At 71.0% G+C, this 13,278-nt stretch carries 7 protein-coding genes; 3 read left to right on the top strand and 4 right to left on the bottom strand.

Going from position 1 to position 13,278, the window contains the following annotated elements:
* Nucleotides 1–230 precede the first annotated feature (230 nt).
* The 3 genes from ACFRIC_RS20085 to fxsT all read left to right on the top strand — a co-directional run bounded on the left by ACFRIC_RS20085 (nucleotide 231) and on the right by fxsT (nucleotide 6,319).
* Complete coding sequence (locus ACFRIC_RS20085; protein WP_382788040.1) at nucleotides 231–1,352, top strand: FxsB family cyclophane-forming radical SAM/SPASM peptide maturase; 1,122 nt, start codon at nucleotides 231–233, stop codon at nucleotides 1,350–1,352.
* Nucleotides 1,349–3,034, top strand: coding sequence for an aKG-HExxH-type peptide beta-hydroxylase (locus ACFRIC_RS20080; RefSeq protein ID WP_382787479.1), 1,686 nt, complete (start codon nucleotides 1,349–1,351; stop codon nucleotides 3,032–3,034). The genes ACFRIC_RS20085 and ACFRIC_RS20080 overlap by 4 nt, the downstream gene beginning before the upstream one ends.
* A gap of 273 nt (nucleotides 3,035–3,307) precedes the next feature.
* Nucleotides 3,308–6,319 carry an FxSxx-COOH system tetratricopeptide repeat protein gene (fxsT, locus tag ACFRIC_RS20075; protein WP_382787477.1) on the top strand — a complete coding sequence of 1,004 codons (3,012 nt, stop codon included), beginning with the start codon at nucleotides 3,308–3,310 and terminating at the stop codon, nucleotides 6,317–6,319.
* Between the two features lie 95 nt (nucleotides 6,320–6,414).
* On the opposite strand, the gene ACFRIC_RS20070 is transcribed toward fxsT, so the two are convergent.
* The 4 genes from ACFRIC_RS20070 to ACFRIC_RS20055 form a co-directional block, all read right to left on the bottom strand.
* Nucleotides 6,415–10,209, bottom strand: coding sequence for a multifunctional oxoglutarate decarboxylase/oxoglutarate dehydrogenase thiamine pyrophosphate-binding subunit/dihydrolipoyllysine-residue succinyltransferase subunit (locus ACFRIC_RS20070; protein ID WP_382787475.1), 3,795 nt, complete (start codon nucleotides 10,207–10,209; stop codon nucleotides 6,415–6,417).
* A 281-nt stretch (nucleotides 10,210–10,490) separates the two neighbouring features.
* Complete coding sequence (locus ACFRIC_RS20065; RefSeq protein ID WP_382787473.1) at nucleotides 10,491–11,627, bottom strand: ATP-binding protein; 1,137 nt, start codon at nucleotides 11,625–11,627, stop codon at nucleotides 10,491–10,493.
* 62 nt (nucleotides 11,628–11,689) lie between these two features.
* The gene (locus ACFRIC_RS20060) at nucleotides 11,690–12,427 is read right to left on the bottom strand and encodes a response regulator transcription factor (protein WP_037620929.1); all 738 of its coding nucleotides are present in this window, start codon (nucleotides 12,425–12,427) and stop codon (nucleotides 11,690–11,692) included.
* Nucleotides 12,428–12,540: 113 nt separating this feature from the next.
* Nucleotides 12,541–13,215 carry a spermidine synthase gene (locus ACFRIC_RS20055; RefSeq protein ID WP_382787470.1) on the bottom strand — a complete coding sequence of 225 codons (675 nt, stop codon included), beginning with the start codon at nucleotides 13,213–13,215 and terminating at the stop codon, nucleotides 12,541–12,543.
* Between the last annotated feature and the right edge of the window lie 63 nt (nucleotides 13,216–13,278).

Genomic DNA, 13,278 nt, shown 5'->3' with positions numbered 1-13,278 from the left:
GGTTCGCGGCGTGGGATCGTGCGGCCGTACACCATGGGGGTGCCGGAGTGTCTGCAGAGGCGACCTCCCCGACACCGACACCCCTGCCGATGCCGATGGCGAAGCCCACGCCGATTCCGGCATCGACTCCGACACCGGTCGCCGTGACCTCCGCGCCGCACCCCGTACGACCTCCGCGGGACGGTCCCGTACCCGAACCGCCCTTTCCCTTCCGGCAGTTCATCGTCAAGATGCACGGCCGCTGCAACCTCGCCTGCCGCTACTGCTACCTCTACGAGGGCCCCGACCACACCTGGCGCACCCGCCCCGCCGGCGCCCCCGCCGAGGTCCTGGAACGGACCGCGGAGCGGATCGGCGAACACGCCGACGCCCAGGGCATGACGGCCCTGTCCCTGGTCCTGCACGGCGGCGAACCCCTCCTGGCCGGCGCGGACACCCTCGTCCGGTTCGCCGGCCTCGTACGCGATCTGGTCCCGCACGACTGCACCGTGCACGCCACCGTCCAGACCAACGCCACCCTGCTCACCGAACGGCGGCTCGCCGTCCTGGCCCGGCACTCCGTCCGCGTCGGCATCAGCCTGGACGGCGGCCTGCCACAGCACAACACGCTGCGCACCGACCACGCCGGCCGCCCGTCCTGGCCCGCCGCCGCGCGCGGCGCCCGGCTCATCGCCGAACGCCACCCGGAGGCGTACGCCGGGATCCTCACCGTCGTCGACCCCACGACGGACCCGGTCGAGCTGTACGAGTCCCTGCTCGCGCTCCGGCCACCGGCCCTCGACCTGCTGCTCCCGCACGGCAACTGGTCCGCGCCCCCACCGCACCGGCAGGGACCGGGAACCCCCTACGGCGACTGGCTGTGCGCCGTCTTCGACCGCTGGTGGCGGGCCGGGCGGCGCGAGACGCGCGTGCGGCTCTTCGAGGAGTGCCTGGCGCTGCTGCTCGGGCTGCCCGCCGCCACCGAGTCGCTCGGCCTCGCGCCCTTCGACGCCGTCGTCGTCGAGACCGACGGCTCCATCGAACAGGTCGACTCCCTCAAGTCCTGTTACGAGGGGGCCGCCCGGACCGGGCTCGACGTCTTCCGGAACAGTTTCGACCAGGCTCTGCGCCACCCCGGCGTCGCGGCCCGGCAGGCGGGGGCCGCCTCGCTCGCCGCGCGCTGCCGTGCCTGCCCCCTGCTCTCCGTGTGTGGCGGCGGACACTACGCGCATCGATACCGGGCCGGCCACGGCTTCGCCAACCCGTCCGTGTACTGCGCCGACCTCCAGCGCTTCATCCGCCATGTCGCCGGGAGGCTCACGGAGGCCGCCGTCCCCGCCACCCCCGCCGCTTCCCAAGGAGATGTCCCGTGATCCTCCCCGCGGTCCCGGATCGGGCCGTGGACGAACTCGGCCGCACCGAAGGCGGCCCCGAGACCCTCGGGCTCCTCGTCCGCGACCAGCACACCCGCCGGCTGCTCCTGCTCCGTGCGGTCCTCGACGCCGCGGAGTCGGCCGCTCCGGACGTCTGTCCCGCCGCCGCGCTGAACCGGCTGCGTGCGGACTGGTCCCTGCTGGAGGAGGCCGAACGACGGGAGCGGTCCGCGAATCCGGACCCCGTGTCCTTGCACCCGGGCCCGGTGTCCTTGCACCCGGGCCCGGTGTCCGTGCACCCGGGCCCGGTATCCGGGAACCTGCACCCCCTGTCCCCGTATCTGAACCCCGCGTCCCCGAACCCGAACCCCGCGTCCCCGAGCCCGAACCCCGCGTCCCCGGGGCTGATCCCCGCGTCCCCGGGGCTGATCCCCGCGTCCCCGGGGCTGATCCCCGCCTCCCCGAACCCGAATCCCCTCTCCCCGAACCCGGTGTCGCTCGTACGCGGTTTCCTCCTCCACCCCTTCATCGGCCCCTGGGCCCGGGCCACTTTGCGCGCGCTCGGGGCCGGAACGGGTCCGCTCCCCGGCCGTGACGCTCGTGAACAGGACCGCGCGCTCGCCCACTTCGGGGCACTCGCGGCGGCGGCCGCCGCCCGTGCTGGAGTGTCCTACGCGGTACGCCTGACGGCCCACGACGGCGTGCTGGCGCTGCCCTCGCTCGGCGCACTGCGTACGGGCGCTCCCGGTTCGGGGGCGACCGAGGTGACCGTCGTGCACCGGCGAGGCCGGCTGACGTTCCGGCGGCGCGGCGAGACGGACGTGGTCGTCCGCCCGCAGAGCGGAACCGGCGCCTGGTCGGAGTCGGCCGCCTGGACATCGGCGTACACGCTGCCCGGTCTGGTGCCGGGCTCCGCCGCCGTACCGCTGGACGACCTCGACCCGTACCGCACCGCCCGCGGCGGCCCCCGCCCGGACACCCTGAGCGGCCCGGCCGCGCTCGACGAAGCCGACCGCAAGCACTGGCTGCACACCTGGTCGGGCACCGCCGCGGCGCTCGCGACGGGCGGCGGAAACCGGCTCGCGGAATCCGCCGCCCTGCTGCGCTGCATGGTGCCGCTGGCCGCGCCGCCCGGTTCGGTCCCCGGCGGCACGGGCGGCAGTTGCAGCGGCACCCGGCGCGAGGCCTTCGGCGCGATCCTCAGCAGCGCGCCCGCGACGGCCACCGCCTTCGCGGCCACCCTCGTCCACGAGATCCAGCACGCCAAACTCGCCGCGCTCAGCGACATGGTGACGCTTCATCACGCGAGCCCGGAAGCACGCCACTTCGCCCCCTGGCGACCCGACCCCCGCCCGTACGACGGCCTGTTGCAGGGCGCCTACTCCCACCTCGCGCTCGCGGACTTCTTCCAGCGCAGCGCGCTCGCCGCCACGCTTCCCGCCCGCCGCGACGCCGCCTGGGCGCAGCACGCGCGCTGCCAGGCACAGGTCGGGGCCGTCCTGCCGGCGCTCGTCGGATCGGGTGATCTCACCGTGCGGGGACGCCGGTTCGTCGACCGCATGGTCGAGGTGTACGAACGGCTCGCCGAACAGCCTCCGCCGCGCGGACACGCGGCGCGCGCGACGGCGTACGTACAGGCCGCCCGGACCCTGTGGAACCGGCGCCACGCGCCGGGCGAATGAAGCCCGCATCCCAAGGGGGGCGCGGCGGAGGCCGATCGAGTCGCGTCGCCTGCTCGGCACGCGCCCCGCGCGCCTGCCGATCAGGCCACGACCCGTCTCGATTGCGCCATCCTCGCCGAAAGAAGTCGGTTCCCGGACGCGGGAGGGCCCGTGCGCCAAGATCGACGCTGAACACGTTTGGGAAGGAACCGTGGAGCCGGCGACCGGCGTGCGTCTGCGCCCTATCGCCGACCCTCGCGGCGGTTCTAAAATCACGCGCGGGGAGGCCGCTGCATGTCTGGAGCTCGTACACCGGTCGGGCCAGCCGAGAGGGGGTCCGCGAAGCAGACCGTCACCATCAGCTTCGCCGGTTTCAACCGGGCCTGGGCGGCCTGGATCGGGGACCGTCTGGAGCGGCGTGGACATCGCGTGGTGTACCAGCGCTGGGACTCCCCGGCCGAGGTGCCCCTCGCCGACCTGCTGCGCGACCTGACCCTGGCCAAGGGCCGCATCCTGATCGTCGTCAGTGAGTGGTACTTCCAGCTCGGCCCGCGCACCCACGAGGAGTGGAACGCCGCGCTGCGCGAGGTCGTGGCGCCGGACCCGTCCCGCTTCGCGGCCGTCTCCGTCACCAACAGCACGCTGCCGACCGCCACCACCGTGCTCGGCGCGGTCGAGCTGAACAACATGGGCGCCGACGAGGCCGAGCGTCGCGTCCTGGAGCGCCTCGACCTGGCATCCGAGCCCCTCCCCGACTCCGTCGAGGGCGCCCGGCGCGGCCCCCGCTTCCCGGCCGCCATGCCCGAGGTCTGGGGCGGAGTACCCCGCCGCAACACCCGCTTCACCGGCCGCGAGCCGCTCCTGAACGACGCCTACCACCTGCTCCAGGGCGCCGAGGCGGGCGCGGGCGTGGTCACGCTGCACGGCATGTCCGGGGTCGGCAAGACCCAGCTCGCCGCCGAGTACGTGTACCGCTTCGGCTCCGAGTACGACGTGGTGTGGTGGGTCAACGCCGAGAAGCGCGTCACCTACCGGCGCCGACTGGCCGAACTGGCACCGCAGTTGGGCCTGTCGACCGGTGCCGAGTACGGCGAACGGCTGCGTGCCGTACGCGACTCGCTGCGCCGGGGCGACCCGTACTCGCGCTGGCTGCTGATCCTGGACGGCGCCGACGAGCCCGACCAGATCTACGACCTCGTCCCCACCGGGCCCGGCCACGTCCTGATCACCTCGCGCAACCCCGAGTGGAGCGAGCACAACAGCAAGCTGCTGGAGGTGCCGGTCTACGCCCGCGACGAGTCCGTCGCCTTCATCCGCCGCCGCGCGCCCCGCCTGACCGAACCCGAGGCGGACCAACTCGCCGAGGCGCTGGAGGACTTGCCCCTCCTGCTGGACCAGACGGCCGGCTGGCTCAACGACTCGGACCTGTCCGTGCAGGAGTACATCGCCCTCCTGGACGGCGGCATCGACCAGGACGTCGTCAAGATCTCCGCCGACTTCCCGGTCGCCTTCCAGACCGCCTGGTCGATACTGCTGAACAAACTCCGCGACACCGTCCCGGAGTCCGTCGACCTGCTCCGCCTGTGCACCTTCTTCGCGCCCGGCTTCATCCCCGTACGCCTTCTGAAGGAGATGCCGCACGACCAACTGCCGGAACAGATCGCGGGCCTGCTCAACGACCCGCTGCTGTGGAACAGGGCGATCAACCAGCTCCGCCAGTACTCTGTCGTCCGCCTGGAGTCCCACGAGGCGGCCGGCGACGAGGCGGCATCCTCCGGCGAGTCCCTGTACCTGCACCGCATGGTCCACCAGATCGTCCACAAGGACATGCCCGACGAGGACCGCCGCGAGTTCATGGACGTGGTCCGCCGCGCCCTCGCCGCCGCCGATCCCCGCCGCCCCACGGACACCCGCCTGTGGCCCGGCTACGCGGAGATCGTCCCGCACCTGAAGTACGCGGACGTACTGCAGAGCAAGGACTCCGCGGTCCAGATGCTGGTCTTCAACTGCCTGCGGTACATGTACATCTCTGGCGAGTACCAGTCGGGCATCAGGCTCGGCGAACGCGCCATGGAGGCCTGGCGGCCCCTCCTGGGAGAGAACCACCCGCGGGTGTGGGAGCTGACCCACCACTACGCCAACCTGCTGCGCGCCGTCGGCGACTACCAGCACACCGAGGCCATCGAGCGCGCGGCCGTCGAGCACCTGCGCGAGGAACGCGGCCCCCAGGACCTGGAGCACCTCCGCGCCGCCACCGGCCTCGCCGCCGACCTCCGCGGTCTCGCCCGCTACGACGAAGCCCTCGAACTCTCCCGGTGGATCTTCACCGCCTACCGGGACCTCCTCGGCGACGCGGACTCCCGCACCCTCGGCGCCCAGAACAATCTGGCCGTGTCGCTGCGGCTGCTCGGGCACTTCGAAGAGGCGCTGGACATCGACCGGCGCACCATGGAGTCACGCAGGCAGCTCCTGCGCGGCCGGCATCCCTGGACGCTCTCCTCGCAGATCCACTACGCGACCGACCTGCGCTACCTCGGGCGGTACACCGAGGCGGAGTCCGTCCAGATCGAGAGCGTGCGCGAGCACCGCATCGTCATGGGGCCGGACAACCCGCAGACGCTGGACGCCGAGCACAGTCTGGCCCTGTGCCAGTACCGCAGCGGAGACCGCCAAGCAGCGGGGACGCTGTTCGCCAGCGTGCTGGAACGCTGTGAGCGCGTACTGGGCGAGACGCATCCGCAGACCCTGCGGTTCGCCGCCAACACGAGCTGCTTCGTGCGCGAGCACGGCGACATCGACCAGGCGAGAGAGATCGGCGAATCCGTCGTCGCCCGCTACGAGGTGATGCTCCAGGAAGGGCACCCCTACATCGCGGGCGTCCAGGCCAATCACGCCCTCGTCCTGCGCAGCGTCGGCGAACGCGATCACGCCCATGCCGTCATCGAAGAGGCACTGGCCGCCATGAAGATGGCGGTCGGCGAGAACCACCCCTGGACGTTCGGCTGCGCCATCAACGCCGCCGCCCTGCGCAACCTCATCGGCGACCCCGAGTCGGCCGCGGCGCTCACCCAGGACACCGTCACCCGTGCCACCGAGGTCCTCGGCCGCACCCACCCGCTGACCCTCTCGGCCCGTATCGCCCTCGCGGCCGATCTGCGCGGGCTGCGGGACCGCCGCCAGGCGGAGAAGGTCGAGCAGGCGGCCCTAGACGACCTGGCCACCACCCTGGGCGCCCAGCACGTCCACACCATCTCCGCCCGCTCCCGCAACCGGCCCTTCTGGGACTTCGAACCGCAGGAGACGTGACGACGTAGAACCGGGGCAACGACGCGGAAGGGGCCCGGCCCCGAGTCCACTGGACTCGGGGCCGGGCCCCTTCGTGCTGCTCTCGTGCCGGAGGCCTAGGCCTCGAACACCTCACGCACCAGCTGCTCCTGCTCCGCCTGGTGCCGCTTCGCGGAACCGACGGCGGGGGAGGAGGAGTGCGGGCGCGAGATGCGGCGCAGGCGCTCCGCGCCCGGGACGTCCGCGCCGACCGCCAGGTCGAGGTGGTCGATCAGGTTGAGCGCGATGAACGGCCAGGCACCCTGGTTCGCCGGCTCCTCCTGGGCCCACAGGTACTTCTCGGCGTTCGGGTACTTGGCGATCTCCGCCTGGAGCTCGGCACCCGGGAGCGGGTACAGACGCTCGATACGGATGATCGCCGTGTCCGTGGAGCCGCGCTTCTGCCGCTCGGCCTCCAGGTCGTAGTACAGCTTGCCGGCGCAGAACACGACCTTGCGCACGGCGGCCGCGTCGACCGAGTCGTCGCCGATGACCGGGCGGAACTGGCCCGACGTGAACTCCTCCGCCTTCGAGGCCGCGGCCTTGAGGCGCAGCATCGACTTCGGGGTGAAGACGACCAGCGGCTTGTGGTGCGGGTTGTGCACCTGCCACCGCAGGAGGTGGAAGTAGTTCGACGGGAGCGTCGGCTGGGCGACCGTCATGTTGTTCTGGGCGCACAGCTGCAGGAAGCGCTCGATCCGGGCCGAGGAGTGGTCCGGGCCCTGGCCCTCGTAACCGTGCGGCAGCAGCAGGGTGACGCCGGACGTCTGGCCCCACTTCTGCTCCGCCGCCGAGATGTACTCGTCGACGATCGTCTGCGCGCCGTTGACGAAGTCGCCGAACTGCGCCTCCCACAGCACGAGCGCGTCCGGGCGGGCCAGCGAGTAGCCGTACTCGAAGCCCATGACCGCGTACTCGGAGAGCAGCGAGTCGTAGACGTTCAGGCGGGCCTGCTCGTCCGAGAGGTACTGCAGCGGGGTGTAGTCCTCGCCGTTGACCCGGTCGATCAGCACCGCGTGGCGCTGGCCGAAGGTGCCGCGGCGCGAGTCCTGGCCGGACAGCCGGACCGGCGTGCCCTCCAGGAGCAGCGAACCGATGGCGAGGGTCTCGCCCATGCCCCAGTCGATCGTGCCGTCCTCGATCATCGCCGCGCGGCGCTGGAGCTGCGGGAGCAGCCGCGGGTGCACGGTGACGTTGTCGGGGATGTTGACCTGGGACTCGGCGATCCGCTTCACGATCTCCTGGGAGACCGCGGTGGACACGGCGACCGGGAACTCGGCCTGGACGTCCGGGACGTGGGCCTCGGGCGCCTGCGCGACGGCCTCGCGGACCTCGGTGAAGACCTTCTCGAGCTGGCCCTGGAAGTCCTGGAGCGCCTGCTCGGCCTCTTCGAGGGTGATGTCGCCGCGACCGATGAGGGACTCGGTGTAGAGCTTGCGCACCGAGCGCTTCTTGTCGATCAGGTCGTACATCAGCGGCTGCGTGAACGCCGGGTTGTCGGACTCGTTGTGTCCGCGGCGGCGGTAGCAGATGAGGTCGATCACGACGTCCTTGTTGAACGCCTGACGGAACTCGAAGGCCAGGCGCGCGACACGGACGACGGCCTCGGGGTCGTCACCGTTCACGTGGAAGATCGGCGCCTCGATCATGCGGGCCACGTCGGTGGCGTACATGGAGGAGCGCGACGACTCCGGGGCGGCGGTGAAGCCGACCTGGTTGTTGATGACGATGTGGACCGTGCCGCCCGTGCGGTAGCCGCGGAGCTGCGACATGTTGAGCGTCTCGGCGACCACACCCTGGCCGGCGAAGGCCGCGTCACCGTGCAGGGCGACGGGCAGGACCGTGAAGTCCGTGCCGCCCTTGTTGATGATGTCCTGCTTGGCGCGGACGATGCCCTCGATGACCGGGTCGACCGTCTCCAGGTGGGACGGGTTGGCGGCCAGCGAGACCTTGATCTGCTCGCCGTCCAGGCCGGTGAAGGTGCCCTGGGCGCCCAGGTGGTACTTCACGTCGCCGGAGCCGTGCATCGACTTCGGGTCGAGGTTGCCCTCGAACTCGCGGAAGATCTGCGCGTACGACTTGCCGACGATGTTCGCGAGGACGTTCAGGCGGCCGCGGTGGGCCATGCCGATGACGACCTCGTCCAGGCGGGACTCCGCGGCGCTGTCGATGACGGCGTCGAGGAGCGGGATGACGGACTCGCCGCCCTCCAGGGAGAAGCGCTTCTGGCCGACGTACTTCGTCTGCAGGAAGGTCTCGAAGGCCTCGGCGGAGTTCAGCCGGCGCAGGATGCGGAGCTGCTCCTCGCGCTCGGGCTTGGAGTGCGGGCGCTCGATGCGGTCCTGGATCCACTTGCGCTGCTTCGGGTCCTGGATGTGCATGAACTCGATGCCGGTGGTGCGGCAGTACGAGTCGCGCAGGACGCCGAGGATGTCGCGCAGCTTCATCAGGGACTTGCCGGAGAAGCCGCCGACGGCGAACTCGCGCTCCAGGTCCCACAGGGTGAGCCCGTGCTCGGTGATGTCCAGGTCGGGGTGCTTGCGCTGCTTGTACTCCAGCGGGTCGGTGTCGGCCATGACGTGGCCGCGGACCCGGTAGGAGTGGATCAGCTCGAAGACGCGGGCGGCCTTGGTGACGTCGTCGTCGTGGCTGGCGTCGATGTCCTTGAGCCAGCGGACCGGCTCGTAGGGGATCCGCAGCGACTCGAAGATCTCGTCGTAGAAGCCGGTCTCGCCGAGCAGGTAGTTCGCGACGATGCGCAAGAACTCGCCGGAGGCGGCGCCCTGGATGACCCGGTGGTCGTAGGTCGACGTGAGCGTCATGACCTTCGCGATGCCGAGCTTGTTCAGGGTGTCCTGGGAGGTGCCCTGGAACTCCGCCGGGTAGTCCATCGAGCCGACGCCCATGATGACCGACTGTCCGGGCATCAGACGCGGGACCGAGTGGACGGTGCCGAGGCCGCCGGGGTTGGTCAGCGAGACCGTGACCCCGGTGAAGTCGTCCATCGTCAGCTTGCCGTCACGGGCGCGGCGGACGATGTCCTCGTAGGCCTGCCAGAACTCGAAGAAGTTCAGCGTCTCGGCCTTCTTGATGCCGGCGACGACGAGCTGGCGGTCGCCGTTGGGCTTCACCAGGTCGATGGCGAGGCCGAAGTTGACGTGCGCGGGCTTGACGAGGGTGGGCTTCCCGTCCTTCTCCGCGTAGTGCCAGTTCATCGACGGCATGGCCTTGATGGCCTGCACCATCGCGTACCCGATGAGGTGGGTGAAGGAGATCTTCCCGCCCCGGGCGCGCTTCAGGTGGTTGTTGATGACGATGCGGTTGTCGAAGAGCAGCTTCACCGGGACCGCGCGCACGGACGTGGCCGTGGGCAGCTCCAGGGAGGCGTTCATGTTCTTCGCGACGGCACCGGCGGGACCGCGCAGGGTCACGTACTCGGGGCCCTCGGGCGCCTCGGCGGCCGGAGCGGCCTTCGGCTTCGCGGCGGCCGGAGCGGCCTTCGCGGGAGCCGGCGCGGCGGCGGCGGGCTTCGGAGCCGCGGGAGCGGCGGCCGGAGCGGGCGCGGCCGGAGCCGGGGCCTGGGGAGGAGCCTGGCGCGCTGCGGGTGGCACGGGCGCGGCCGGCGCGGCCGTGGTGGTGCCTGCGGCCCCCGCGGCCGCAGCACCCGCCGTAGCCGCGGCGGCGGGCGCCCCGGGCTTGTAGTCGGCGAAGAAGTCCCACCAGGCTCGGTCTACCGAATTCGGGTCCTGGAGGTACTGCTGATAGATCTCGTCGACGAGCCACTCGTTGGCACCGAAGGCGGCCGCGGGGTTCTTCCCGGCGGCTTGGTCATCGGTCGAGATACTCGAGTTACTGGGGGACTGTGGCGACACGGCGCTAACCGCCCTCTTCCGCTTCACAAGGTGATGGACAGCGGGAATAAAGGCTACGCCTCCCTGGCCGAGAAGGTCAGGCCGGGCCTGTCCAACGTCGCGTAAGTCACATCGGAATCCGTGTTTCGCCCATGGAAATGGCGGGAAACAAGCGTGGTTCCGCATCGGAATGGGTACGGCGGCCCCGGGTCGCGGCAAGCTTCACGCGGCCCTGTGCCTGATCACACGTGTACGCACCCGGCGACAGCGGTGGATCTTGCGGCTCCGGTTCGAACTTTACGTCAACTTGGCAGAGAAGGGAGGCCCGGAAGGATGACCTGGATCCGGCAACCCCGCTGAGATTCGGCCACACCGATGCGTCCGCCGTGCAGATCCACGGCCCAGCGGGCGATCGCGAGCCCCAGTCCCGTACCGCCGTCACTGCCCGGACCGTGGGGCGCGGGCACCCCGCCGCGGTTGAACCGCTCGAAGACGCGGTGCCACTCCGACTTCGGAATGCCGGGCCCCTCGTCCAGGACCTCCAGGGCCAGCGACTCGGGATGGTCGCCCCGCCGGGCCCGCACCGTCACCCGGCCGTGCGGCGGGCTGTGCTTGACCGCGTTGTCGATGAGATTCGCCACGACCTGGTGGATCCGCTCCGGGTCCGCGTGCGCGGTCAGCTCCGGCGGGGACACGTCGAGGTGCAGATGCACGTCCGTGCGGGTGTGACCGCCGCCCGAGCCCGAGGCGAGGTCCGCGCGCGCGGAGGCGACCATGTTGGCCTCCTTCAGCACCCCGGACAGATACGGCCACACCTCGAAGCGCCGCCTGCGCAGCGGTACGACGCCGTTGTCCAGCCGCGACAGGTCGAGAAGGGTCTCCACCAGCCGGCCGAGGCGCTCCGTCTGCTTCAAAGCGGTGCGCATCGTCTCGGGGTCGGCCTCCGAGACGCCGTCCACGACGTTCTCCAGGACGCCGCGCAGACCCGCGATGGGAGTGCGCAGCTCGTGCGAGACATTCGCCACGAGCTCCTTGCGCTGACGGTCCTGGGCCTCCAGCTCGTCGGCCATGAGGTTGATCGTCTGGGCCAGGTCGCCCAGCTCGTCCCGCCGGTCGTCCCGCACCCGGCGGGTGTAGTCCCCGTGCCAGATCGACCGGGCCACCGCGTTCATCTCGTCCAGCGGAGCGGTGAGCGAGTGCGCCACGAACTGGGTGATCAGCAGCGTGGCGATCATCGAGAAGACGGTGATGAAGCGGAGCTCGGTCTTCGTGTGCACCGCGATCATCGACAGACCGGTGGTGATGAGCACGGAGATGACGACCAGTGCGCCCAGCTTGGTCTTGATCGAGAAGGGCCGTACCTCACCCCAGCCCGAGTTCCTGCGCCCCGCGGACGCGCGCTCGCCGAGCCCGCGCCCCTGCTCTCCGAGTCCGCTCATCACATCAGCCCCTCACGCGGGTCCCGCTCTCACGGGGCCCGACGATCCCAAGGAGGTCCCGCTCAGGGAGTCGGGGTCTCCAGTGCGTAGCCGACGCCGTGCACCGTACGGATCCGCTCGGCGCCGATCTTGCGGCGCAGCGCCTTGATGTGACTGTCGACGGTCCGGGTACCGGAGGCGTCCGCCCAGTCCCACACCTCGGCGAGAAGCTGCTCGCGCGAGAGTACGGCACGCGGGGTGTTCGCGAGGCAGACCAGCAGGTCGAACTCGGTCGGCGTGAGGTGCACGTCCTCGCTGCGGACCCGCACCCGGCGCTGCGCGTGGTCGATCTCCAGCTCGCCGAGCCGCAGGATGCCGCTGCGCGGGGTGGAGGCCGCGACGACCGCGCGCTCGACCCTGCGGAGCAGCACGTGCACCCGCGCGGCCAGCTCGCGCATCGAGAACGGCTTGGTCATGTAGTCGTCGGCGCCGACCCCGAGCCCGACCAGCATGTCGGTCTCGTCGTCGCGCGCGGTGAGCATCAGCACCGGAACCGGGCGGGCGGCCTGCACGCGCCGGCAGACCTCCAGACCGTCGAAGCCGGGCAGCATGATGTCGAGGATCAGCAGATCGGGCTGCCAAGCCTCGGCGGTGTCGACGGCGGCAGGGCCGTCGCCCGCGGTTTGCACGAGGAATCCCTCGGCTCGCAGACGGGCCGCGATGGCGTCGACGATCGTGGGGTCGTCCTCGACGACCAAAACCCGGCGCTGTGCGCCCGGGGTCGCCGCCGTGCCGTTCTGGGAGGTGTGTGTCTGCTCCATCGCCCGCCCCTGAAGTGTGCTTTCCGGAATCCGTGGGGTGATCCCATGACTGCGCTTGACGCTTGAATGATCCGCGTCAGGCAAGCAGGGTACGGGCAGTGGGTGCGGCTCGGCTATCCAGGCCTCACCGCGAGATGCACCACGTCGGGAACGCCCCGGGCAACGGGGATCACTTCGGTACGGACCCGTCGGAATCCGGCATTCCGCAAGGTTCCTTCAAATTCCGGAGAGGGCTGCGCCGACCACACCGCGAGGACGCCACCCGGCCTCAACGCCCTTGCGCAGCTTGCCAGTCCGGACGCCCCGTACAGTCCCGCGTTGCCCTCGGTGACCGTCCAGTCCGGTCCGTTGTCGATGTCGAGACACAGGGCGTCGAACGTGTCGGAGATCTCATTGACGTACTCGACGAGGTCCCTCTCGACGATGTCGGTGCGCGGGTCCGCGAGCGCCCGGGCCGAGAGCGCCGCGAGGGGGCCGTCCCGGTGCCAGTCGATGATCGCCCGTTCGCGCTCGACAACCGTGATGCGTCCCCAGCGGCGATCGGCCGCGGCGTGCGCCAGCGAGAACCCGACGCCGAGGCCGCCGATCAGCACGCTCGGCTCCGGGCGCCCGTCCAGGGCGTCGTACGCCGCGTCCATGAGGAGCCGCTCGGAACGCCCGTCGGAGGTGTCCATCAGGAAGCATCCGTTGGCGATGATCTGCAGCAGGTCGCCGTGGCGCCGCAGCACGACCTCGCCGTAGGGGCCCTGGCGACGGTCGATGACTTCGGGAGTCCTGTACGAGGTCATGGCCGCCATCCTGGCATTTTCACCTGTACGGGTCGCGGGAATTGCGGGCGCCGGTTCCCTCGG

Source organism: Streptomyces sp. NPDC056738 (assembly GCF_042790435.1).
Lineage (GTDB): Bacteria > Actinomycetota > Actinomycetes > Streptomycetales > Streptomycetaceae > Streptomyces.
The sequence above is the reverse complement of the archived record's forward strand: the minus strand, read 5'-3'. Positions and strand labels throughout refer to the sequence as shown.